The sequence below is a fragment of the Diaphorobacter aerolatus genome (genome assembly GCF_014489535.1).
Lineage (GTDB): Bacteria > Pseudomonadota > Gammaproteobacteria > Burkholderiales > Burkholderiaceae_C > Diaphorobacter_A > Diaphorobacter_A aerolatus.
The window spans coordinates 3,357,299-3,380,628 of sequence record NZ_CP060783.1 but is presented as its reverse complement, the minus strand read 5'-3'; the positions used below and the strand labels follow the sequence as shown (position 1 = coordinate 3,380,628).

Annotated in this window: 26 protein-coding genes; 10 read left to right on the top strand and 16 right to left on the bottom strand. The window is 62.9% G+C overall.

Annotated features, from left to right (window positions below):
- Positions 1-119: 119 nt before the first annotated feature.
- Genes H9K75_RS15745 through H9K75_RS15735 form a run of 3 tightly spaced genes read right to left on the bottom strand, consistent with a single transcriptional unit; the run spans position 120 to position 1,654 of the window.
- Positions 120-530 (bottom strand): roadblock/LC7 domain-containing protein, encoded by a 411-nt coding sequence (locus H9K75_RS15745; RefSeq protein WP_187723339.1) that lies wholly within the window; start codon positions 528-530, stop codon positions 120-122.
- Positions 530-1,066, bottom strand: a complete 537-nt coding sequence (locus H9K75_RS15740; protein ID WP_187723338.1) for a GTPase — start codon at positions 1,064-1,066, stop codon at positions 530-532. The genes H9K75_RS15745 and H9K75_RS15740 overlap by 1 nt, the downstream gene beginning before the upstream one ends.
- A 6-nt stretch (positions 1,067-1,072) precedes the next feature.
- Positions 1,073-1,654 (bottom strand): hypothetical protein, encoded by a 582-nt coding sequence (locus H9K75_RS15735; protein WP_187723337.1) that lies wholly within the window; start codon positions 1,652-1,654, stop codon positions 1,073-1,075.
- A 669-nt stretch (positions 1,655-2,323) separates the two neighbouring features.
- On the opposite strand from H9K75_RS15735, the gene H9K75_RS15730 reads away from it, so the two are divergent.
- From H9K75_RS15730 to H9K75_RS15715, 4 genes are all read left to right on the top strand, one after another.
- Positions 2,324-4,396, top strand: coding sequence for an ATP-dependent helicase (locus H9K75_RS15730; RefSeq protein WP_187723336.1), 2,073 nt, complete (start codon positions 2,324-2,326; stop codon positions 4,394-4,396).
- Positions 4,397-4,425: 29 nt separating this feature from the next.
- Positions 4,426-4,863 (top strand): hypothetical protein, encoded by a 438-nt coding sequence (locus H9K75_RS15725; RefSeq protein ID WP_187723335.1) that lies wholly within the window; start codon positions 4,426-4,428, stop codon positions 4,861-4,863.
- Positions 4,864-4,919: 56 nt separating this feature from the next.
- Positions 4,920-6,113, top strand: coding sequence for a phospholipase A (locus tag H9K75_RS15720; protein ID WP_187723334.1), 1,194 nt, complete (start codon positions 4,920-4,922; stop codon positions 6,111-6,113).
- A gap of 232 nt (positions 6,114-6,345) precedes the next feature.
- Positions 6,346-6,741, top strand: coding sequence for a hypothetical protein (locus H9K75_RS15715; RefSeq protein WP_187723333.1), 396 nt, complete (start codon positions 6,346-6,348; stop codon positions 6,739-6,741).
- 9 nt (positions 6,742-6,750) lie between these two features.
- Here the strand turns inward: H9K75_RS15715 and H9K75_RS15710 are convergent, their stop codons facing one another.
- Positions 6,751-7,230, bottom strand: a complete 480-nt coding sequence (locus H9K75_RS15710) for a universal stress protein (protein ID WP_187723332.1) — start codon at positions 7,228-7,230, stop codon at positions 6,751-6,753.
- A 99-nt stretch (positions 7,231-7,329) separates the two neighbouring features.
- Here H9K75_RS15710 and tgt point away from each other — a divergent pair, with 99 nt between their 5' ends.
- Both tgt and H9K75_RS15700 read left to right on the top strand, forming a co-directional pair.
- On the top strand, positions 7,330-8,502 hold the full coding sequence (gene tgt / locus H9K75_RS15705; RefSeq protein WP_187723331.1) for a tRNA guanosine(34) transglycosylase Tgt: 1,173 nt from the start codon (positions 7,330-7,332) through the stop codon (positions 8,500-8,502).
- A 403-nt stretch (positions 8,503-8,905) separates the two neighbouring features.
- Positions 8,906-10,351: a GGDEF domain-containing protein gene (locus H9K75_RS15700; protein WP_187723330.1), complete on the top strand. Its 1,446-nt coding sequence runs from the start codon at positions 8,906-8,908 to the stop codon at positions 10,349-10,351.
- Between the two features lie 6 nt (positions 10,352-10,357).
- Here H9K75_RS15700 and H9K75_RS15695 read toward each other — a convergent pair whose 3' ends face one another.
- The 6 genes from H9K75_RS15695 to H9K75_RS15670 all read right to left on the bottom strand — a co-directional run bounded on the left by H9K75_RS15695 (position 10,358) and on the right by H9K75_RS15670 (position 15,230).
- A complete protein-coding gene (locus H9K75_RS15695) occupies positions 10,358-11,173 on the bottom strand; it encodes a DUF2145 domain-containing protein (protein ID WP_187723329.1) in 816 nt (271 codons plus the stop codon).
- A gap of 17 nt (positions 11,174-11,190) precedes the next feature.
- Positions 11,191-11,649: a hypothetical protein gene (locus H9K75_RS15690; RefSeq protein ID WP_187723328.1), complete on the bottom strand. Its 459-nt coding sequence runs from the start codon at positions 11,647-11,649 to the stop codon at positions 11,191-11,193.
- 90 nt (positions 11,650-11,739) lie between these two features.
- On the bottom strand, positions 11,740-12,246 hold the full coding sequence (locus H9K75_RS15685) for a YiaA/YiaB family inner membrane protein (protein ID WP_187723327.1): 507 nt from the start codon (positions 12,244-12,246) through the stop codon (positions 11,740-11,742).
- A 179-nt stretch (positions 12,247-12,425) separates the two neighbouring features.
- Positions 12,426-14,372, bottom strand: coding sequence for an MFS transporter (locus H9K75_RS15680; protein WP_187723326.1), 1,947 nt, complete (start codon positions 14,370-14,372; stop codon positions 12,426-12,428).
- A gap of 28 nt (positions 14,373-14,400) precedes the next feature.
- A complete protein-coding gene (locus H9K75_RS15675; RefSeq protein WP_187723325.1) occupies positions 14,401-14,775 on the bottom strand; it encodes a hypothetical protein in 375 nt (124 codons plus the stop codon).
- Complete coding sequence (locus tag H9K75_RS15670; protein WP_187723324.1) at positions 14,745-15,230, bottom strand: hypothetical protein; 486 nt, start codon at positions 15,228-15,230, stop codon at positions 14,745-14,747. The genes H9K75_RS15675 and H9K75_RS15670 overlap by 31 nt, the downstream gene beginning before the upstream one ends.
- A 116-nt stretch (positions 15,231-15,346) precedes the next feature.
- Between H9K75_RS15670 and H9K75_RS15665 the strand changes: the two genes are divergently transcribed.
- Both H9K75_RS15665 and H9K75_RS15660 read left to right on the top strand, forming a co-directional pair.
- On the top strand, positions 15,347-16,090 hold the full coding sequence (locus H9K75_RS15665; RefSeq protein WP_187723323.1) for a helix-turn-helix domain-containing protein: 744 nt from the start codon (positions 15,347-15,349) through the stop codon (positions 16,088-16,090).
- Between the two features lie 177 nt (positions 16,091-16,267).
- Positions 16,268-16,669: a YXWGXW repeat-containing protein gene (locus H9K75_RS15660; protein WP_187723322.1), complete on the top strand. Its 402-nt coding sequence runs from the start codon at positions 16,268-16,270 to the stop codon at positions 16,667-16,669.
- 12 nt (positions 16,670-16,681) lie between these two features.
- Here H9K75_RS15660 and H9K75_RS15655 read toward each other — a convergent pair whose 3' ends face one another.
- The 3 genes from H9K75_RS15655 to H9K75_RS15650 form a co-directional block, all read right to left on the bottom strand.
- Positions 16,682-17,983 carry an FIST signal transduction protein gene (locus H9K75_RS15655; RefSeq protein WP_187723321.1) on the bottom strand — a complete coding sequence of 434 codons (1,302 nt, stop codon included), beginning with the start codon at positions 17,981-17,983 and terminating at the stop codon, positions 16,682-16,684.
- Between the two features lie 61 nt (positions 17,984-18,044).
- Positions 18,045-18,230 carry a hypothetical protein gene (locus tag H9K75_RS25235; protein ID WP_319016832.1) on the bottom strand — a complete coding sequence of 62 codons (186 nt, stop codon included), beginning with the start codon at positions 18,228-18,230 and terminating at the stop codon, positions 18,045-18,047.
- The gene (locus tag H9K75_RS15650) at positions 18,200-18,904 is read right to left on the bottom strand and encodes a PhaM family polyhydroxyalkanoate granule multifunctional regulatory protein (protein ID WP_319016831.1); all 705 of its coding nucleotides are present in this window, start codon (positions 18,902-18,904) and stop codon (positions 18,200-18,202) included. The genes H9K75_RS25235 and H9K75_RS15650 overlap by 31 nt, the downstream gene beginning before the upstream one ends.
- Positions 18,905-19,165: 261 nt before the next feature.
- On the opposite strand from H9K75_RS15650, the gene H9K75_RS15645 reads away from it, so the two are divergent.
- The gene (locus H9K75_RS15645) at positions 19,166-19,642 is read left to right on the top strand and encodes an HU family DNA-binding protein (RefSeq protein ID WP_187723320.1); all 477 of its coding nucleotides are present in this window, start codon (positions 19,166-19,168) and stop codon (positions 19,640-19,642) included.
- A gap of 98 nt (positions 19,643-19,740) precedes the next feature.
- Here the strand turns inward: H9K75_RS15645 and H9K75_RS15640 are convergent, their stop codons facing one another.
- The 3 genes from H9K75_RS15640 to H9K75_RS15630 form a co-directional block, all read right to left on the bottom strand.
- Positions 19,741-20,505 (bottom strand): tyrosine-protein phosphatase, encoded by a 765-nt coding sequence (locus H9K75_RS15640; protein WP_187723319.1) that lies wholly within the window; start codon positions 20,503-20,505, stop codon positions 19,741-19,743.
- 149 nt (positions 20,506-20,654) lie between these two features.
- Positions 20,655-20,930, bottom strand: a complete 276-nt coding sequence (locus H9K75_RS15635; protein WP_187723318.1) for an H-NS histone family protein — start codon at positions 20,928-20,930, stop codon at positions 20,655-20,657.
- A gap of 191 nt (positions 20,931-21,121) precedes the next feature.
- Positions 21,122-22,123 carry an AraC family transcriptional regulator gene (locus H9K75_RS15630; RefSeq protein ID WP_187723317.1) on the bottom strand — a complete coding sequence of 334 codons (1,002 nt, stop codon included), beginning with the start codon at positions 22,121-22,123 and terminating at the stop codon, positions 21,122-21,124.
- Positions 22,124-22,256: 133 nt separating this feature from the next.
- Here H9K75_RS15630 and H9K75_RS15625 point away from each other — a divergent pair, with 133 nt between their 5' ends.
- Positions 22,257-23,315, top strand: coding sequence for a BKACE family enzyme (locus H9K75_RS15625; RefSeq protein ID WP_187723316.1), 1,059 nt, complete (start codon positions 22,257-22,259; stop codon positions 23,313-23,315).
- The last annotated feature ends 15 nt before the right edge of the window (positions 23,316-23,330 follow it).

Below are 23,330 nucleotides of genomic sequence, written 5' to 3'. Positions count from 1 at the left end.
GTGAGCCCAGCCCTCATTCCCCGCGCGGGACGCTCAAACTCATTCAATCAGTCACAAATTCAAACGAAATGCTCACAAATGATTCGAGTGACGTACGTTTGCATACTTTTTGATTCATGTCAAACACGTAAACGCGCGGACATCTGTGAATTGGCTTCGGCCACAGCCCAGAGCGCACGTCCGAGAACGGCTTCCTTCCTGACAACCACGCACAGAATGCAGGGAAAGTCGCCGTTGACGTGTTGGAAGATGGCTGTGCCATCGTCTGTTTCAAACGTCAGTCGACGGCTTCCGCTGTGACCGATTTCCGCGCCCACGGCACGCGCCATGGCCATCATGGAACCTGCCATGGCAGCCATCTGCGAGCCATCCGTGTTGGGCAGCACGCCATGCGATGCAACCACGAAACCATCGGGGGTCGAGAGCAACGCGGTCTGAATTTCGGGGAACGGGGTGAAAACCTGCTCGAGAATCTGTCGTCCGGTGGCCGATACAAGCGGCGGAACTACTGAAGACACCTTGCTATTCATCATTCCTCGCCCTGCAAAGACAGCATCGAGGCCAGCACACCGACGGCATCGAGCATTTGACTACGTTCGCGCGGATCGGCCTGGAGCACAGGCACCACGCCATGCCCGGCGCGCGTGAGCGACGCGGCAAACGCATCGACCGCAGAGGCGGCCGCGTGACGGGCGCTGAGAATCAGCACCACGGGCGGTTGCTCCAGCGCGGCGACGTCCTGCAGGAGGCGCGAGGCTTCCTGCACCGCGCCAGGCTGGTTGACGTCCACCATCACGAATATGCCCATGGAAACCGACAGAATCCACTGACGCACAAAGGAAAACCGCTCCTGGCCGGGGCAACCGCACACCTGCACGCGCTCGCCGTCTCCAAGGTCGATCTCACCGAACTCGGTGCCGACGGTCGTGAACTCCTTGGCGTTGCTTGCGCGATCCAGGTTCACCACGTCGGAGGAAATCATCTTGTCGCCGCACAGGGAGCGCAGCGCCGTCGTCTTGCCGATACCCATCGCTCCGACGAGAGCGATCCGGGGTAGAGAATCCATCGCCACTTAAGACTTACCTCCCACACGGACCCAGCGCGTGAGGCGCTGAATCAAACCCACGCGGACAGGACGACCGCGATTGACCTGTTCCTGAACCGGATTGCTGGACATGACCACCGCGGCCTTGTTGTTGCCATGTACCGTCTGCCGCAGCACGCCGCGGCGATTGAGGCTGGTAATGAGCGCACGCGCCGTCTCGGGATCGAGCCCGCTGTGTCCGCACAACTGGTTCATGTTGATGGGCGCGCGCGTCAACAGCGCCATGGCGCGAACGCAGGCCCCGGTGTTGTAAGGCGCGTCCAGAGACACCCAGCTCGTGAGCTGGAATTGATCGTCCGCATTGAGTTGCTCGCCCGTTTTGGACACCGCCTGCACGGCCGAGTCAACGACGGCAGACACCTTGGCCGCCGCCATTTTCTGGCGCGCGGTCCAGTCCATCAGGAAAACCGCCGCGCGGTCCAGCGCATCGATCAGATCGGAAACTGTGAATTCGGCCGGTAGATGCGACACCCAGCGACCGGCGCGCGACTTTTCAGCAACGCTCGCCGTCTGACCCACGTAGATCACGCACGGCGTGGTCGCGGGCACGGCTTCTCCTGCCGAAGAGGCATCCAAAAGCGCCAGTTGCGCCTCACCAGTGGATGCCCTCTTCCATTCGATCAGTGACTTGCGAGCAGCCACCCCGAAAAGCGCGAGGAATCGATCCAGATACACCGGCGCCAGAAGATCCGGCGCCACCCTGCAATACTATGTTTCATGTTATTTCCACCTCGGAATCGCGTGGTTATCTAAAAATTATATTGATACAGAGCTTCCAATAAATCTCAACTAATGTCATCTCGGCATTTTTCATGCAAAAAATGACATTTGTTGACTGTTTGACTTTGATCTGGATCAAATGAACGCACGTGCATTGTTCGCCGCTGGTTGCAAAAAATATCGCAACGAAAGGCGAGTCGGTGACAATTTGCAGGGTTCCCGAAACAATCCAGAGGCCCGGGGCGCCCGTCCCGGCAAGCCTGCGCGCGGTGTCGGGGACCGGCCATCCGCTCAGAGGATCTCCAGGCGTTGCAAATATTACGTAGCGTTGCCCGCCTCACGGCCCCGTGATCCGGTTCTGACAAGGCGCGCGGAGCCTGGTCAACAAGGACATGCGCTGGTCGCTATGATTCACCGCTCCGCCTGCCGCCCCTTCACAGGTTCCAGCAGCAGAACCGTTGCCGGATTCCCTCCCAAGCCCCACCACCGCTCGTCACCATGTCCGCTGGACTCAATCTGGCTCAGCTCCAAGCCGTCCATTACACGGAAGGCCCCTGCCTCGTGCTCGCCGGTGCGGGTTCGGGAAAGACGCGCGTGATCACGCACAAGATCGCGAAGTTGATTGAAAACGGTCTGGCGCCCAAGCGCATTGCGGCCATCACCTTCACCAACAAGGCGGCGGCGGAAATGCGCGAGCGTGCGTCCGGTCTGATCGGCAGACAGGCCAGAGAGGTGCTGGTTTGCACGTTCCACGCGCTGGGCGTGCGCATGGTGCGCGAGGACGGCCACGCGCTCGGGCTCAAGCCGCAGTTCAGCATCCTCGACCAGGACGACGTCACGGGCATTCTCAAGGACTGCGCGGGCGGCACCACCGATGCGGCGACCGCCCGCCAATGGCAATGGACCATCAGCGGCTGGAAGAACAACGGCTGGGATGCGCGCAAGGCGCTGGCCATGGCCAAGGACGACAACGACCGCAGCATCGCGCTCATCATGCAGCGCTACGAAGAGCGCCTGGCGGCCTACCAGAGCGTGGATTTCGACGACCTGATCGGCATGCCGATGCGCCTTTTGAAACAGCATCCCGAAGTGCGTGAAAAGTGGCAGCGCCTGCTCGGCCATGTGCTGGTCGATGAGTATCAGGACACCAACGCGACGCAATACGAACTGTTGAAGATGCTGGTGGGCGAGCGCGCGCACTTCACCGCCGTGGGCGACGACGACCAGTCGATCTATGGCTGGCGCGGCGCGACGCTCGACAACCTCAAGAAGCTGCCGATCGACTATCCGCAACTCAGGCTCATCAAGCTCGAGCAGAACTACCGCTCGACCTCGGCGATCCTGCGCGCGGCCAACAACGTGATTCAGCCCAATCCCAAGCTGTTTCCGAAGACGCTGTTCTCGGAACTCGGCGAGGGCGAGCCGGTGCGCATCGTCGACTGCGACACCGAGGAGCACGAGGCCGAACGCACGGTCGCGCGCATCCAGAGCCTGCGCGCGTCGCACAACCCGCAGCCCGCGTGGAAAGACTTTGCGGTGCTCTACCGCGCGAACCATCAGGCCAAGCCGATTGAAAAGGCGCTGCGCAAGGCCAATATTCCCTACAAGGTCTCGGGCGGCACGAGCTTCTTTGATCGCGCGGAAATCAAGGACCTGTGTGCGTGGTTCCGCTTGTGGATCAACAACGACGACGATCCCGCGTTTCTGCGCGCCATCACCACGCCCAAGCGCGGCATCGGGCACACCACGCTCGGCAGGCTCGGCGAGTTTTCGGCGCAGCACAAGCTCAGCATGTTCGCGGCGCTGTTCAACCACATGCTCGAGGCCGTGCTGCCACGCAAGGCGCACGAGAGCGTGCTCGAATTTGGCCGCTACATCAACGACCTCGAATACCGCGCGCGCCAGACGCTGGGCGCGGAGGCATCGCGCGCCTTCATGATGGAATGGCTCAAGGAAATCGGCTACGAGCAGCATCTCTACGACAGCGAAGACAGCGAAAGCGTCGCGGCTGCGCGCTGGACCAACGTGCTCGAATTCTGCGACTGGATGGTGCAGCGCGCGGGCGGCACGATTGACGACGCCGCCGGCACCACGATGCAGACCGAAACCAAAAGCCTGCTCGAAGTGGCCAGAAACATCGCGCTGCTGTCCACCATCAGCGAGCGGGAACAGGAGCAGGACATGGTCGTGCTGTCCACGCTGCACGCCTCCAAGGGGCTCGAATGGCCACATGTCGTTCTCGCAGGCGTCACCGAAGGCATGCTGCCCTTCAAGCTCGACGACGATGACGGCAAGCAGCACAAGCTCAGCGAGGCGACCGCCGAGCGCCTGCAGGAAGAGCGTCGGCTCATGTATGTGGGCATCACGCGCGCTCAGCGCACGCTCGCGGTGAGCTGGACCAAGCGCCGCAAGAAGGGCCGCGACATGGTGGTCACCCAACCGAGCCGCTTCATCGCCGAGATGGGCCTGGATTCCGCCACTGCGCGCGAAGACCCGCGCGCCAAATTGCGCGCACTGCGCGACGAATTCGCCCGCAAGGCGCTGAGCGAATCGTCATCCTCCAAACCCTGACACCCCACAGGACGAAGACCGAACCGGATATGCAACGAGCCTTTCTCAAGACAATTGCCCTCGCGGGACTCACCATGCTGCTGACGGCCTGCGCCTCCGGCGACTTCGGCCCGCGCCCGGCCTGCCCCACCGCCGCCCAGATGGAGCAACCCGAGTTGCTCGGGCGCTGGACCGTCCAGCTCGATGGCGAGCCCGCGCCGGTCATCATCGAGCTAGGCCCGCATCCCGAGTGGACCGGCACGGTCAAGGGAACCATCACGCGCGCCGCCTACCGCTCCATCGTCGTGGGCGATGTGAACAAGGGCGAACTCACCATGGAGGAATCGCGCGACGGCAAGAGCGTCAGTGGAAACTGGGCGGGCACCGTGGTCGAAGGCAGTTGTGCCCGAGAGGTGCGCGGCGAATGGGCGGGAAGCGACGACAGCACGGCCAGGTTCACCATGCGCAAGATTGCAGGCAAACGCTGACTACTCCATGCGGTTGCGGCACAATGCGCTCGCGCTCCTGCGACCACACACCATTCATGACTACCCTCTCCTACAACCCCATCGGCTCTGCCGTCTTCGCGCTGCTGTGCGCGTCGCTCCCTGCAATGGCAGCAGCGCAGTCGCCCTCGCCAGTTCAACCGGAATCGGCTTGGCGCCAGTGCACCGCGCAGACGGAAGACGCCGCGCGCCTGGCCTGTTTTGATCAATGGTCGCGGTCGCAGCCTGCCGAACCGTCCATCGGACCGAATGTTTCCAGCGTGCCCGTGGCAGCGACGACATCGCCCGCAGGCGCGACGAATCCGGGTGCGCAGGCCAATCTGCGCCCACCGGCCGAACTGGTTGCCGATGCACCCCAGCCCAATGGCGGCTGCCGCGATGATTCGTTCTCGGAAGTCTCGCGCTTCTGGGAGCTTGAAGAAGGCACGGACTGCGGCACGTTCAGCTTTCGCGGCTACCGTCCGGTCTCCGTTCAGGCCTCGACCGGCAGCAGCATGAACAACCTGCCCCAGTCCGGCAATCCGGTGAACAACGCCACCACGGAACACATCTACGACAAGCAGGAAATGCGCCTGCAACTCTCGGTGCGCACCAAGCTCGCATCGGGACTGCTCACCGGCAGCGATTCCAAATACCGCGACTCGTTGTGGGTCGGGTACACGCAACAGTCGTCGTGGCAGCTCTTCAACTCCGGCATCTCGCGCCCGTTCCGCAACACGGACCACGAACCGGAAATCATGTACGTCTATCCAACCACGGCGGAACTGCCCATGGGCTGGCGCTGGCGCTATTCCGGCATCGGTCTCGCGCACCAATCCAACGGCCAGAGCGACCCGCTCTCGCGCAGCTGGAACCGTTACTACCTGATGACCGGCTTCGAACTCCCCAATCGCTTCACCGTCGATGCGCGGCTCTGGAAGCGCATCAAAGAGAGCGCCGAAGACGACAACAATCCGAACATCCAGAACTACATCGGCCGCGGGGAACTGCGCCTGGGCTGGAACGTCACCCAGAAGAACTGGCTGGGCGTCACCGCGCGCGGCTCCCTCAACGGCCATGGCAAGGGCTCGGGCAAGGTCGAATGGATGCACACGCTCGGCCAGGGCTGGCTCGGCGGCAAGAGCAATCTGCGCATGCACGCCACGCTGTTCAGCGGCTATGGCGACAGCCTGATCGACTACAACTTCAAGCGCACCGTGTTCTCGGTGGGTTTCAGCCTGCTCGATTTCTGACGCAATCCGTGGCGCGGCGCCGATCCGGCGGCGCGCCATGGAATATTCATATCGTCACAAAAATCGCCGCTTAGCGCCTTGCGCGCAGGGCCATGGCGCTACACAATACGTAGCACCCTCGCGCTGGCCTTGGCGTTGTTGAAAGATGGGAGACCGTGGTGGTCTCCGCAGCGTTGCGCCAAACCAGCGCGCCCCTGTCGCCATTTCTTCTTCAACGACCGAGGAATCCGCCATGGACCTGCAGTACCAGCTCAAAGCGGGCAGCTATTTCCTGTACGACCTGAGCGAAACACCGAGCCAGATCACCGGTGAGCGCCGCTACAAGCTGCGGACCGACACGGTCGCAGTGGCGTTCAACCGGCAGACCGGCGAAATCCACGAACATGGCGCTCCCACGCGCATCCAGTCATGGGCGGCTCACACCCGCCGCCGTCTGCGCGCCGCCGGTGATTGGGACGAGGCCAACAATCTGGTGGTGGTGAGCGGCCCCTGGCCGGTTGACGAACTCAACAAATGCCTGTGGAACCGCATCCACTGCCGTCGCGTTTTCCAGCGCATCGGCAGCCTGCCGCATGGCAAGTTGCAAAGGCGCGAGTTTCACGAAGAGCGCATGCGCAAGGCAGCCTGAACAGACTGTTCAGGCCGCTTCGGCGTCCTGATCTCCACCCAGGTCTTCATCTTCCAGCGGCTCGATGTGCTTGACGACCAGCACCGGCAGATTGCTCTGGTGCACCACCGCCTGCGAGACCGAGCCGATCACCGCAGCGCGCATCGCGCCCAGGCCGCGTGCGCCCATCACGATGAAATCACAACCCTGAGCCTCGGCCAGATCGCACAGCGCCGCGGCGGGCGAGCCGAGCACGATTTCCGTTTCATACGGAACGTTCGCCGCGCGCACCAGCTTCTCGGCCGGCCGCGTCAGATGCTTGCCCGCCTCCACGGCCGCCTCTGCAATCGCGTCACCGCCCTGCGTGGCCAGTTCGAGGAACGAAGCCTCCTCCTGCACATGGCCGAGCACGACGACCGCGTTCAAGCCTTCGCCGATCAGCATCAGCGAGTGGCGCACGGCATCCAGCGCCAGTTCGGATCCATCGACCGCAACAAGAATTCTTACCATGTGAGTTCCTTTCGTTGTCTACCCCTGCTATCAACAGTGTAGAGCGCCGAATGCACCCGTGAAAGATTCCGCCCCGCAGTCTGGGACAATCGCGCCATCATGCTGCAGTTCGAACTACTCAAAACCGATCCCGAAAGCCACGCCCGCCGAGCCACACTCACGCTCAACCATGGCGTCGTGCAAACCCCCATCTTCATGCCGGTCGGCACATATGGCACCGTCAAGGGCGTGATGCCTCGCAGCCTCGAAGAAATGGGCGCGCAGATCATTCTCGGCAACACCTTCCACCTCTGGATGCGCCCGAGCCTGGACGTCATGAAGAGCTTCGGCGGCCTGCACGACTTCGAGAAATGGAACAAGCCCATCCTCACCGATTCGGGCGGCTTCCAGGTCTGGAGCCTCGGGGCGATGCGCAAGATCACCGAACAAGGCGTGCACTTTCAAAGCCCCGTGAATGGCGACAAGCTGTTCATGTCGCCCGAGGTGAGCATGCAGATCCAGACGATCCTGAATTCCGACATCGTCATGCAGCTCGACGAATGCACGCCCTACGAAACCAATGGCCACAAGACCACCGAGGCCGAGGCGCGCAAGTCCATGGAAATGAGCCGCCGCTGGGCGAGGCGCTCCAAAGACGAATTCGAGTGCCTCGAAAATCCCAACGCGTTGTTTGGCATCGTGCAGGGCGGCATGTTCAAGCATCTGCGCCAGGAATCGCTCGAGGGCCTGGTCGAGATGGACTTCCCGGGTTACGCGGTAGGCGGTGTCTCGGTGGGCGAACCCAAGGACGAGATGCTGGACATCATGGCCCACACGCCCCACCTGCTGCCCGCGCACAAGCCGCGCTACCTGATGGGCGTGGGCACGCCGGAAGATCTGGTGCAGGGCGTGGCGGACGGCGTCGACATGTTCGACTGCGTGATGCCCACGCGCAATGCGCGCAACGGCACGATCTTCACGCGCTACGGCGATCTCAAGCTGCGCAATGCGCGCCACAAGGTCGACCATCAGCCCATCGACACCACCTGCACCTGCCATGCGTGCGCGGGCACCAGCGGCGTGAGCTGGGACGAAGGCGGTCGCGACGGCTTCTCCCGTGCGTATTTGCATCATCTTGACCGCTGCGGCGAGATGCTCGGCCCGATGTTGACAACGATTCACAATTTGCATTACTACCTGAACCTGATGCAGGAAATGCGCGATGCGCTCGATGCCGGCACGTTCACGCAGTTCCGCGCAAGGTTCAAGTCAGACCGCGCACGCGGCGTCTGATGCGTTGAAAACCAGAGCGCCCGTGGGTGCGCGCTTTCGCGCAAGCGCTCGCGGGCGTTGACGCTCCGGGCACTTGCAGCCCGTTGGGAGACCGGCCACGCGCGCATCGAGACGCCGCGTGGCTTGGTCATTTTCACCCTCGCGGCCCGCGGTCATCGCAAAACACATTGCCGCTCATTTGCGTATTTCCAACGCGTTTTTCACGCTTTGGGGGCTCAACTGTCGCCAAACTGCGACATGCTCTATTCACGTAACCTGTTGTAAGCTATCCAGAATCTCAAACGATAGCGACGTCTACGTTCGTCAACGTTTTTCATTTTTACGAAACGTCGGGCATTTTTCCCGCCTATCTCGTCCACCCAGACGCACCGCTTTTTTTAACCAAACGCCTTTTCCATCTGCCATGGATTTCCAACGTGCCCCTCTCGAGCCCGCACCAGCGCCTTCGGCGCTGTCGGACTCGTTCGCCGCAGCGGCGCTGGGCATGACGATCTTTCTGGCCTGCATTGCCGGAACGCTCAGCCGCCCCGTGGAGTTTCTGGCGTCCTTCTGGCCCGCCAATGCGTTGATGCTCGGCCTGTTCATGCGCCGCCCAGGGCTGGCCCGCGATCCCAAGGCATGGGTGGCCAGCGCCTGCGCGTTCGTGTTTTCTTCACTGCTGATGGGCGACAGCGCAGCCGCCGCGATCTGGCTTTCCTTCGCCAATCTCGCTGGCGTGGTTGCAGGATGGCAATTCTTTCACGGCATTGACCGCAACACCGTCCTGCTGCGCGGCACGCGCTCAGCGCTGTTCCTGCTGTGTGGCTGCATCGTGCAGGCGGCGGGCGAATCCATCGTGGGATTTCCTGCGACCTCGTTCCTGTTCGGCGGCACTTCGTTCAGCGCATTCTTCATGTGGTTCAGCAGCGCCCTCATGTGCAGCATGCTGATTCTGCCCATCGTGCTGAGCGCACCCACGCTCGGGCAGGTCCGCCAGTTCAGCCTGCAGGAATGCGTCGCGCGTTTCAAGCTCGTGCACCTCGCTCCGTTGCTCGCGCTCATCGCCTGCGAGACCGTGGCCATGCTACTCGGTGGCCCCGGCTCGCTGGTGTTCGGAGTACCCGCGCTGATCTGGTGCGCCCTGCGCTACTCGCTGTTTTCCGTATCGCTGCTGTGCCTGGCGGTCGGCGTGCTCAAGTCCTACACCGCGACACTCGGACTCATCACCTACACGCCCGACCATCTGGTGGACGCCATTTCGCTGCGTGTCGGCATCACGCTGCTGTCGCTCGGCCCGCTGGCGGTCGCGAGCTTTCAATCGGTACGCAACGAACTCCTGCACAAGCTGCACCATGCCGCGCGCCACGACGCACTGACGGGCGTTTTGGGCCGCAACACCTTCATCGAACAATGTGCGCACTGGCTCCAGACGCTCGGCCTTGAACAGCATTCAGCCGCCGTTCTGATGATCGATCTGGACAATTTCAAGGGCGTGAACGACACCCACGGTCATGCTGCAGGAGACGAACTGCTGCGCGAATTCACCCGCCTCGTGATGCTGCACCTGCGACCTTCCGACTTGCTCGGTCGCATGGGCGGCGAAGAGTTCGCGCTGATGCTGCCCAACGTCAGCCGCGAAGAGGCACGCGAGGTCGCCGAGCGGCTCTGCGACGCCACGCGCCGGCACGTCTTCACGTTCAACGACGAGGTGCCGCTGCACGTCACCGTGAGCATCGGCGTCGTGCACCAGGACGCGCCCCCGAGGCACGCAATGATCGAGCAACTGCTGCGCGAAGCCGATCACGCGCTCTACCAGGCCAAGGGCACGGGCCGCAACCGCGTGGTGATGAGCGCGCACGCGGTGTATTGAGCGGCCTTAGTCGATCCGCAAGGTCTGCTGCGCGCCCGAGAGTTGCGCGCGTTGCGCGAACTGCATCACCGAATCCACCGTCACCGTTTCAATGCGGTCGGCAAAGCGCTTTTCGTTCGGATGATCATCGAAGGCCACGTTCGCCGACGTCATCCGGCCTCCCAGGCGGGTCATGGCGCCAATCTTCATTGCGCTCGGTTCGTAGCCCTTGAACCTGAGCCAGGCCTGCGCCTGCTCGCGCGTCGTGACCGTGGGCTCCATTGCCATCGCCAGCGCTTCAAGCGCCCACTGGTTGGACTGCTGGTATTTGGTGGCCCACGGATAGCTCACCATGTTGTATCGGGGCTGGTGCAGCGCCAATATCTTGCGGCGATCCTGCAGCACGCTCAGCATGCGCTCCTGCACCTCGGGGTTCGGGACGACCCAGACCGCCTCATAGCGCCACAGATCATCCAGAAAGAATTCACCCAGGCCCTGTCTGTAGATGTGCGCCACGGCCGTGCCGCATTCGTTGAGCTTGTGCACTACGCGCCAGCGGCCTTCGGGCGTCTTGTAGGCCCAGCCGAGGTGCGAATAGCGCAGCTGGTACTTGCTCAGATCCTGCCCGGCCCGCCCCAGCATGACGAGCTTCGCGCCGGTCGCGTCGAGCGCCCTGGCGGTTTGCCCGGCCAGTTCCATGCCCTTTCGGATGGTCTGCACCGTAGGCGGCTTTTGCTCGCACGAGCGGCCTGCGTGGGCCGGGCCAGCGGCCATGGTCAGCGCGGTGGCCGCGAGCGCCAGCACGGCGGCGTGGCGAAACGGCGGTAGTGGATTTCTTCGCATGCGGGGCCGCCTTTCGACTAGAGGCGTTCGTTGTGCAGCAGCGCCGTGCCAATCGCGTCGGGCACAAAGGCGATCACCGCGCCCGCCACCGACAGCACCACGCCGCCGGTAATGAGGCTGCATTCCACGGCCGTTCCCACGCCGTGCACCACGGCACGCGAGCCCTTGCCAACCACCTCGACGCTGGCCTGCGCACCGTCGGATGCACGTTCCAGCAGATACACCGTGCCGATGGCCGAGGCCTCCACGGCCTTCACCACCAGCACCGCGCCGCCGACCGACAACGCAGCGGGAATCGCCACTGCCGCACCGGCCGCCGCGCCACTGGCGCCTGCACCGACCACCACGGAGGCGATGGGCAGCATCGACAGGGCTACGGACGCGTCGCTCTGTGCATCGGCCTGAGCGGACAGGCCGCTCAACAGGCATGCAACCAGGGCCGAATGAACCAAGGTCTTGCGAATCATCGAACGCATGATTTTTTTCCTTTTATTTCGCGTTGGCAGCGAGCGATGCACTGCCTCGCGCCATCTCAAAAAACGGGGTGGATATCCGGAAGGCCGCGCTTACCTGGCCGCGGCGTCATCCGTGACCGCTGCGCTCTGGCCGTGCATTTGCGCTTCGCGGCGGCCTTGCAGGCGGGCTTCCGACAGATCGGCTTCGTAGCGGTCGCGCAGCATCTTGGCGAGCGTGAAGGCGGTGGTGATCAGGTAGAGCCAGCTCACCGCCATGAACGCCTTGTAGGTCGGGTTGATGTTCATGCCAAGCAGACCCCAGCTCGTCAGTCCCATGGCGATTGCGAAGCCGCCCCAGACCACCATGCGCCACATCGGCGTGTCGGCCCCGGCAGTACGCGTGTTCTGGCTGTCCCGTGTGAACTTGGCCAGCACGAACGTGGTGGACAGACAGAACACGTAGCCCATCACCATGAAGACCTGCTCCAGCCGCTCGCCTGGCAGCCAGGCGAGGCCCGTGGCGCAGAGAAACACCGCGATGCCGAAGGAGACCCACACCTGAAGTTGCCAGGCGCGCGTGTCACGTTGAACGACGACGAAGTTGGACGAGGAGGACATGTGAGTCGGAGCTGAAAAACAAGCTCGTTGTTGAACACGGAACGAATGTTGCCGCCTCGGCCCCGAAAAGTAGTCGAATGGATGCCGAGTTGTTTCGATGTCCACTATTAGTACCGCCATTCGATACCAAGCCGCGAAGTCCGCCCTCGATAAGCCAGCCGCGCGCCGCTCCCGCGCGCTCACTCCTTGAGCAGGGCCGCCACGCGTTCGCGCAACATCGCGGGTTGCACCTGCGATGCGGGTATCGGCGTGCCGACGTTCAGGCCCACGCGATTGAGCACGCCACGGCGGAACGGACGCACCATCGCGCCGCCTTGCTCGATGCGGCTGAAGAACGAGCCCCACAGATTGGTCAGCGCCATCGGTACGACGGGCGCATCCACGCCTTCCGCCCGCGCGCGCTCGATGATCTTCATGATGCCGCCCCTGAACTCCTGCAACTCGCCATCGCGCGTGATGCCGCCCTCGGGAAAGATCGCGAGCAGATCGCCCTCGCGCAGCACCTTCGCGGCATGTTCGAAGGCCGCCTCGTAGGTGGCGGGATCGTCCTTTGCGGAAGCCACGGGAATGGCCTTGGCCAGCTTGAAGATCCACCCGAGCACGGGTACGCGGAAGATGCGGTGATCCATGATGAAATAGATCGGCCTCGGGCTCGCGGCCATGAGCAGCACGGCGTCCACAAAGCTCACGTGATTGCAGGCCAGAATCGCAGCCCCTTGTGTCGGGATATTGTCGTCGCCGCGCACCTTGAAGCGATAGACGATGCGCGAGAGCACCCAGGCGAAAAAGCGCAGCAGGTATTCGGGCACCAGCATGAAGATGTAGAACGCCACGATGGCGTTGGCAATGCCGGTGAACAGAAAGATCTGCGGCACGGTGAACTTGGCGGCGAGCAGCGCGCCAGCGATCACCGAGCTGGCGATCATGAACAGCGCGTTGAGAATATTGTTGGCCGCGATGATGCGCGCGCGGTGCGTGGGCTGGCTGCGCAATTGAATCAGCGCATACATCGGCACGCTGTACAGGCCCGCGAACAGGCTCAGCAGCAGCAGGTCGCCCATCACGCGCCAGTGCGCGGGCACGTTGAGGAATTCGGCCGCGCTGAGCGGCGATGCCTGACCCGGCAATCCGCGCGACGCAAAGTACAGGTCGATGGCAAACACGCTCATGCCGATGGCGCCCAGCGGCACCAGACCGATTTCCACCTGACGGCGCGACAGCACTTCACACAGCAGCGAACCGACGCCGATCCCGATCGAGAACACGACCAGCAGCAGAGACGCGACCTGCTCGTTGCCGTGCAGCACCTCCTTGGCGAAGCTCGGAAACTGGCTCAGGAACACCGCGCCGAAGAACCACATCCAGCTGATGCCGAGCAGCGAACGGAACACCACGATGTTGCCGTGTGCGAGCTTGAGATTGCGCCAGGTTTCGGTGATGGGATTCCAGTTCACCACCAGGCCCGGATCGGTCGCCGGAGCCTTGGGAATCCACTGCGCGACGAGGCGTCCGATCAGCGCCAGGCCCACGCAGGCCACCGCGACGGCGGTGTGTCCGATCTGCGGCATGGCCACGAGCAGGCCACCCGCCACATTGCCCAGCAGAATCGCGACGAACGTTCCCATCTCGACCATGCCGTTGCCGCCGGTGAGTTCGCGCTCGTTGAGCGCCTGCGGCAGGTAGGCAAACTTGACCGGGCCAAACAGCGTGGAATGCAGCCCCATGAGGAACACACAGGCCAGCAAAATGGCGGCATTGCCCATGATGAAACCCGCCGCGGCAATCAGCATCACGACGATCTCGAAATCCTTCACGAAGCGAATGATGCGGGTCTTCTCGAGCTTGTCGGTGATCTGCCCGGCGGTCGCCGAGAACAGCAAAAACGGCAGGATGAACAACGCGCCGATCAGCAGTCCGGCCAGAGACGGCGGCATCCAGCTTACGCTGAGCTGGTAGGTCACCATCACGGTGAATGCGAACTTGAAGAGATTGTCGTTGGCCGCACCCGCGAACTGCGTCCAGAAAAACGGGGCGAACCGACGTTGCCTGAGCAGCGCGAACTGATTGGGATGCTGCTCATGCGCCGGGGCCTTGGCAGTGCGGTCGTCAACGGGCGATTGGTCCATGGTCTCGTTATTTCCCAAGTGTTTTTGTTCAGCAGCGCAGCGTGTCGCGTGCCGGCATTGTGCCCTTGTTCCGCGCAATGGCTGTGGCGGAGTTCACACGCAGTTTTCCCAGCGCGAGCAGCAGGGGCCACGCGGCGGCGGCTGCAAGCAGGTGCTTGGCGCTGTGACCCGAGATCAGGCCCGAACTCAATGCGAGCACCTGCGCATCGGCCAGTTCGCAGACCTTCGCCAACGCATAGAAGCCAATCACCATGCCCAGCGAGACGTGCAGGCTGCCGCTGCGTCCCGGCAGGCATGCCAGCGCGATCAACGCCAGCATTCCGCTGCCCTGCGCGACGGCCCATGGCAACATGTTGCCGCCGTGCTGCCAGATCAGCGTGGAGACCACCCCGCCGACCAGCATTGCCGCGGCGGCCAGCCACGCGGCCCGGTCGTCGCAGGTCTGCTGGATCGCCAGCCCCAGAATGCCCGCGAACGGCACGCACATGGCGAGGCGGTCCCAGACCAGCGCCGCGTCGTCGGGGCCAGGTGGTAATAGGCCGATCCGGCAAAGCAGCCGATCAGCCCCACGAAAAATACCGCCGCCATCGCTCGCGCGGTCGGGGCCACCGGCACGTCGCGTGTTCGATACAGCGCCCAAAGGCCTGCGAGACCGCCCGCGAGAAAGCCCAGATTGCTGAGTACATCCATCGCGTGCGGCAATCCGCCCCAGGCGCGTTGATCGGCAAACGCGTGATAACTCGGCGACTGCGCGAGCATCGGCCCGAACAGCGTCAAAAGCAGCCAGAGGGCGATGCCGCCGATGACGAAATACCAGGGCGCCCTTGAGGCCGGCGGAGTGCGGGTGGCGTGCAGCATGAGAAGACTCCCAAAAAATGTCGATGCCCGCAGTCTGCAAACTCAGCCACGCCAGGGCAGCGTTTTTTCGCACCGGCCCGAAGGCGCGAAACCGCTGGTATAGATAATCGATACCCATGAGCACCACCGCCGACCTCATCACCGCTCTGAAGAAAGAGCTCAAATCCGCGCAGATGACCTATGCCGATCTGGCGAAGGAACTCGACATGGCCGAGTCCAGCGTCAAGCGCATGCTGGCCCGGGGCGACATGCCGCTGACGCGCATCGACGCGATCTGCCGTGCGCTGCGTATCGATTTTGCCGATCTGGCGCGGCGCGTTGCCGACAACCAGCCGCTTCTCAAGGAACTCACGCCCGAGCAGGAACGTGCCGTGGTTGCCGACAAGAAACTGCTGCTCATGGCGATCTGCGTGCTCAGCCAGTGGACGCTGGAGCAGATCGTGGGCACCTACCGCCTGACCGAGGCCGAGGGCGTCAAATACCTCGCGCAGCTCGACCGGATCGGCATCATCGAGCTTCGGCCACTGAACCGCTACCGCCTCAAGCTCGCCAAGACCTTCCGCTGGCGTCCGCACGGCGCGGTGATGGATTTCTTTCGCGAGCATGCGGTGCTCGACTATTTTTCCGGGAGCTTCGACGGTCCCGGCGAAGGCATGCTGCTGGTGCATGGCTCGATCAGCCGCGCGGTCGCACCGGCGTTCACCGAGCGCATGCAGCGGCTCGCGCAGGACTTTTCGCAGCAGCACCTGGCCGATCAGAAGCTGCCCGCGCGTGAACTGGAAGGCTACACGCTGGTGCTGGGCATGCGCAGTTGGGAGTTCGCCGTCTTCGGACAGATGCGGCGCACCAATGCGATGTGATCGCAGATAAATGCCACCCGGTTGACGATCCAGGAGACCCGGCCCACGCAGCGAAACACTTGAACACAATACTTTGCCAAACGCTCAAATTACAGCGCGCCCAACTTCACAAGCGCGTTAGATGATTCACTCCATCGTGGCAAACAAACCAAGCCACTTTTTTGGAAGGAGCATCACATGATTCGCACACCGCTCATCGCCGCCAGCATCGCCGCTGCAGCATTCGGATTTGCAGCCAATGCAGCGCATGCAGGCCCGCAGATCAACGTGCAGATCGGCACCCCGTATCCTGCCCTCATGCCGGTGCAGTACGGTGCCCCTCCGCCTCCGCGCTATGAACGCGTGCCTGCGCCGCGTCGCGGCATGGTCTGGTCGCAGGGCCATTGGGAATGGCGCGGACAGCGTCACGTGTGGGTGCCCGGAACCTGGGTGCGCGTGCGTCCCGGCTACAGCTACCACCAGCCGGGCTGGGAGCAACGCGGGGACCGTTGGCACTACAACCGCGGCAATTGGGATCGTGACGGCGACGGCGTGGCCAATCGCCATGATCGCCGCCCCGACAACCCCTATCGCAACTGACGGCCAGCATCGTCAGGGTTCAGCGCCGGACTGCGTGCTGCCGACAAAAACCGTCAGCACCCCGGCATAGCCATATAGGCGGTGCGCGGCGATTTCTCCGCGCGCAAAGAAACCCGTCAGCGGCACATCGCCGAGCGCGCGTCGAACGATCTGCAGCTCGGCGTTGCTGCCGCCAAAGAACTCGCCGCTGCGCTCCGATCCGCTCACATAGATGGCGCCCAGAATGCGCCGTGAGAGCGTGGTCTGTTCGTATGCGGCGATGTTTTCGGGATCGGTACTGCCCGATACCGGAAGGACGTTTTCCTCGGGCTCCAGTTCCTCGCGAATTTCGGCGCAGATGCGCATCAGGTCGGCACGCGCGCTGCCTGCGTGGCGCTGGCAGAACGCGAGCAGCGTGCCGACCTCCACCGGTTCGGCGAGCGCCACGCCGCGGCGCGTGGTGTCGAGTCCCAGGATATGCCGCACGCGGGTTTCGGCACCAAAGTGTCCCGTGCTGTGCGGCTCGTGCGAACCGGCTTCGAGCAGGCCGACCATGGTCTCGCCCACCGCACGTATCGCAGGCTGGGTGTCGCCTTCGAGCGTGACGCCCAGGGTCTCGAGCAGTGCGTCGAGCGCCGGCACGCCATCGAGTTCCAGCACCAGATTGTCATGCGCAGCGGTCACCATGCCCCATGGCGCAATCGGCCGGCAGCCCTGCGTGACGCGCGACATCCATTGCACCTCCGGTCCGAACGCAACGCCCGAAAGCCCGCCCTGGAACACTCCCGAATCGTCATCGCCGGGCCGCGCGTGCTGGCGCAGCAGATCGAGCGAAAACTGCACCTGGGGCCCACGGCTTGCCGTGACGCCTCCAAACACATGGCCGGTGTTCGTGCGCTGCGCCATCTCCTCAAGAACGTCGCCGAGATCGGGCGTGAATTCGTTCGCATGCACGAGCGCCGTCTGCGCCGAAAAAAAACCATGGCCCACGCGCGGCAGCGGTGCGATGCCTGAGAAGAGACGCCACTGCGCTGGTGGCACGTCGCACAGCAATACGGAGAGCGCGGGCTCGTCGAAATACTCGACGTTGCTGGCCGCGACGCCAATGCCGACGGTTCCGCACCAGGCCTTCACGTCCGGCAGTTGCTGCGTCATGAATTCCAGCAACGGTGCAGCGTCGTTGGCGTAGTGATCGGTGATGTACAGCAGGCCGAGCGAAGGCTCGCGTGCGTATCCGGGCAAAGCCATCTGGGCGCGCAGTTGCGCAAGCACCAGAGCCGCCGCCATCCGCCATTGCGGATGGGTGGCGTGACCGGAGGGAAACAGCTTCGTCATCGTCCGTCAGCGATTGCCGTCGCGCATCACTGCCGACCGGAAGCCAACGCAGTGACTGCTCTCACCTGCCCGTCTTTGGCTTGGTGGTGCGCTTGGCGGCCGCAGGCGGTGCGGAGGCACGCTTCGCAGGCGCCGCCTTTTTCGCGGCTGGTTTCCTGGCGGCAGCCGTCTTGGCGGTCGCGGCCATTGCGGAACGCGTCATCTCCTGCGCGCCCTTCATGCTGCGCTCGGCAAATTGCGATGCCATGTCGGACGCTGCCTTGAATGCATCCTGCGCAACGCCTGCCCCGCTGCCGGGTTGATCGCGGGAGCGCTTGCCGCATGCTGGGACACATCACGCATCGCATTGGCCGCGATCTGTTGAAACTGGTTGGTGAGCGAACTCCACCATTGCACCGGATCGACCATGCCCGCAGCACCCGGCATGAAGGCCGCGGCTGCGGGTATCGCCGACGTGGCCTCTGCATCAGCGCCCGTATCCGCAGCCTCTTCCCGTGGCTCCTGCTCATGCACGGCAGCGGGTCTCGCCGGTGGCTCGGCAGACTTTGCCGCCTTGGGCTGAGTGCTCCTGGAGGCATTGCCCGGGCCCGCTGCGCCCGCCATCTGCGCGCCGAAGGCGCCCGCGAAATCACCCATCGCCACGTTCATGTTTTCCAGCGTGGCCAGCGTCATCTTCTGCACTTCGAGCGCTTGCACGGTTGCCGCCAGCGCGCGCGAATTCTGCTCCAGCCAGAACTGCACGGACTTCAATTCGTTGATGCGCTTTTCAAGCTCTTCCACGCTGACCGTGGGCGCTACCCAGCTCGCCAGTCCGGGCATCGATGAAACGCCCGTCGCAGCGCCCTTGGCAAGGTTCTGCAGAAAATCGAACCCTGGCACAAAGCGCCCAAAACCAAAGGGTGTGTTGTCGCTGTCGCTCATGATGTGTCTCCATGCGTTGGCGTGAACGTGAACATGTTTGAACAAAGATACTCGCGCACCTCACAGCTTAACGTCAACAGCAGTTCACCTGAATCGAGCCGGTTTCAAGTGGCTGTTTCGCCGCAAAACCGCTACAGAATGCAGCTTTCGGACGAATTTGAACCCGCACACCGCGCATGCTCCCGAAATCTCGCCCTAGAATGCGGCACCAGCACCGCTGGCGGCATTTCGAAATCAACACACATACAAATCAACATCATCATGGCAACTGCAAAGAAAGTGAGCGCGCCCGCGAAGAAGGCGGCTCCGGCGAAAAAGGCTTCGGCTGCACCTGCAGCAAAGAAGACGACGACAGCGGCAGCGAAGAAGGCTGCACCTGCGGCAAAGAAGGCTGCGGCAGCTCCTGCTGCACCGGCTGCCGTGAAGCCGATCAAGGACGTGTTCAACAAGTCCACTCTGATCGCTCACCTCGCCACCAGCAGCTCGGTCGAGCCCAAGGCCGTGAAGGCTGTGCTCACTGCGCTCGAAAGCGCGATCCTGGCATCGGTGCACAAGAAGGGCGCTGGCGAATTCACGCTGCCGGGTCTGCTCAAGATCGGCGTGCTGCAAGTGCCTGCCAAGAAGAAGCGTTTCGGCAAGGATCCGTTCACGGGTGAAGAGCGCTGGTTCGATGCCAAGCCGGCATCCGTGAAGATCAAGACCCGCGCGCTGAAGAAGCTCAAGGACGCGGCGGCCTGATCACCTCGGCTCAAGCATCCAAAAGAAAACCGGCCTCGTGCCGGTTTTTTCTTGGATGCCTCAGATGCACACAGGATATTCGGCTCTGGTCAGAGCCCTCATGATTTTTTGTGCACCGGCTCCGTCAGGTACAGCTCGGCCAGCCGCGCACGTTCCTTTTCGCCGACACCCAACTGCCTTTCGAGATACTGCCCGAGTCCGCCGTGGTCCGCATCCACGGCCTGCAATGCCGCCTCGAGAAAATCTTCCTGTACGCGCCAGAGAACATTGAGCACCTCGTCCGGCGCGCCGTTGTTGAAGCTGGCGGGTCGGCGGTACAGCGCATTGGTGAGCAGGTAGTCCTCCATGACCACCGGGCGCGGCACACCGAGCGACAGCAGGATCAGCGCGGCCGCAAAACCCGTGCGGTCCTTGCCCGCCGTGCAATGAAACACCAGCGGTCGGTCGTCTTCGAGCAGATGCTCGAACAGCTCGGCATATTGGCGTGCGTTGTGCGATACGAAGGCGCGGTACGTGTCCTGCATCAGGCTCACGGCAATCGGCGCGGTCATCTGTTCGCCCGCAAGCACCATCTCCTTGGCGCGCTGCACCACCGTCGGCTCGATCGACAGCGCGTGATAACGCACATTGGGAATCGCGTAGGCCAGCGCGGCGCGCTCCGCATCACCACGAAAATCGAGTGCGCGCGACACGCCGATGTCCGCAAGCGCGAGCGTGTCCTGCTCGGTCAGCGCCGCCAGATGATCGGAGCGAAAAAGCCGGCGCCAGCGAACCAGTTTCCCGTCCTGGCCCTGGTAGCCACCGATGTCGCGGAAGTTCGAAGCGCCTGCGAGATTGAGCGTACGTGTGAATTGCTGATCCATTGGAATACTGTATTGGAAATAGCTGTGTTTCGTGTGACATGAACGTCATTCCCACGACGTCTTCATTCAAGCGTCAGACGGCGGGCCAGATACAAAAAAGCAGCCAGACAGCGTTCGGCTGCCTGGCTGCGATTCGTTCGTCACTCACATCACTGGATTTCGAACTGCCCACGGTCCTTGTCCGCAATCCACTTTGGCGGCTTGCCACGGCCACTCCACGTGGCTCCGCTGTCGGGATCGCGGTACTTGGCGGGGGCCTTCACACCGGCGGGCTTCCAGGGAAACACTTGTTGGGCCGTGAATCCGAACTCGGCAATCAGCGCATGCACGGTGGCAAGCGCGGACTTGGATTCGGTTTTCATGGCGTCGGCAATCTGCTTGTCGAGTGCCTCTTTCTGGGCCAGAAGTTCTTTGTATGTAGTCATCAGGGATTGAAGATAGGGGCAAAAAAACGCAATGTCAGCACACGCGGAGCGCGAGAACGGGCCTGCGGCGCTGGCGGGAATTTTATATGCCCGTTTCCCCGGGATGAAAACGCCGAACAAAAGGCGTTGCCGCTCGACGCGTTCTTTGTCAATCTCAGCGCAGATTGGCCTTGTCCAGCCCGAACGCCGCATCATCCGCGAATTGAAGCGGAATTCCGGGTGGCCTGGGCGGCGGTCCATCGCCCCTGCCGCCATCTCGAAAACGCGCTCAGACTGCTGAACCCGAGTTGCGCGGCAACGTCGGTCAGTGTGCGGTCACCGTAGCCCATCAGGCGCTGTGCCTGCTCGGCCCTGATTTCGTTGAGCAGTTGGATGAAGGTCGTGCCCTGCGCCGTCAACCTGCGGTGCACCGTGCGACGGTCGACACCGAGATGCGCCGCGACCTGGTCTGCGCTGCAACGGCCGGTGGGCAGCAAGGCGATGATGAGTTGCTCGACCTCGTCGCGGAACCTGAGGGTGTGCGCGGCCAGATCCTCGCGCGCGAGTTGACGCGTTTGCTGGCGCATCGCGGGATCGGCAAAGTGCAGCGCCGCGTCCATGTCGGACGAGGCCAGTGCGATGCCGTTGTAGTCCTGCGAAAACAGCAGATTGCCGCCGAGGATGCTGCGGTGCCAGGTAAGACTCGCCGGTGCCGGATGCATGAAGCTCACGCTGCGCGGCTGCCAGTCCTTGCCGAGCGCAAGGCACAGCGTGTGATAGAGCGCGCCCAACGCGAGCTCGACCGATTGCCTGCCAGCACCTACGGAAGGCAGCAGCAACTGCTCTATCACGGCCACGCCGTCATATTCGTGAATTTTCGTTGTCAGGCTCTCGTTGTGCAGATAGAGATAACGCGTGAGCGTGTCAAGCGCCTGCCGCAAGGTCGGCTCGTCGCGCGCAAGCATGCCGACCAGCCCGAAGGATGAAAGCCGCCGCGTGACCGAGAGCCGCAGCCCGAACGATTCTTCGCCCGACATCTCGGCCGAAAGCTCCATGAGCCGCATCACCGCCGCCGCCGGTATGCGCAGCTCGGTGCTGTCAAAGCACGAACGCGGAAGGCCCACCGCCGCCAGCATTTCATGCGGCACAAGGCCCACGCTCTCCGCGAGATCGGCGTAGTGAGTGAGGCTTGCGCTGCGCATCAGGGCGGTCATAGAGGTTTTCCCTTGGTGTCCCGACAGGATAAATCAGTGTCCCAAATGGTCAAGCGTTTTCCCTTCTGCGTACCTACATTTCGCTCCAGGGGCCCTCTTCCATTGCGCTCCCACTTTGAAACAAAGGCACACCATGAACTTCCTCGACGGCCACCTGTTCCCCGAAAACCAGCAACCATTGATCATCACCGCCGCGCCTTACGCGCCATCGTGGATGCCTGACGACTTCCCCGGCGAGATCGCCGTAACGATGGAAGAGCAGATTCAAAAGGCGGTGGATTGCTACAACGCGGGCGCTCAGGTACTGCACCTGCACGTGCGCGAACTCGACGGTCGCGGCAGCAAGCGACTGTCCAAATTCAATGAGTTGATCGCCGGTGTGCGCGCACGCGTTCCCGAGATGATCATTCAGGTCGGCGGCTCGATCAGCTTCGCACCCGAAACCGACGGCGCCGCCGCCAAGTGGCTGTCCGACGACACGCGCCACATGCTGGCCGAACTCGATCCCAAGCCCGATCAGGTGACGGTGACGATCAACACCTCGCAGATGAACATCCTCGAGCAGTTCGACGCGCGTGACATCAAGGGCACGTCGATGGAAGATCCTGCCGTGTTCAACGCCTACAAGGAAATGACCGTGCCCGCGCAGCCGGGCTGGGCCGAGGAACACATTCGCCGCCTGACCGCGGCGGGCATCCAGAGCGCGTTCCAGTGCTACAACATCAACAGCTTCGAATCCGTGGAACGCCTGATGCGACGCGGCATCTACAAGGGTCCGCTGGTGATGAACTGGGTGGCCATCGGCGGCGGCATGGACGCGCCGAGCATCTACAGCCTGGCCAACTTCGTGCGTGCCGTTCCGGATGGCGCGATCCTGACCGTCGAGGCCTCCGTGCTCAATGTGCTGCCGATCAACATGATCGGCATCGCCATGGGTCTGCATGTGCGTTGCGGCACCGAAGACAACCTCTGGAACCAGACACGCACCAAAAAGATGGGCACGGTCGAGCAGATCGAACAACTCGTGCGGATTTCCAAAGAGTGCAGCCGCCCTATCGCCACACCGCAGCAGGCCCGCGAAATGTGTCAGATCGGCGTGTTCTACGACACGGTCGAAGAATCGCTTGAAAAGAACGGCTTCGCGCCCAATCGCAACGGCGCCCAGCAAGGCTTTCTGCGCAAGGTGGCTTGAGGAGCCCGCACGGTC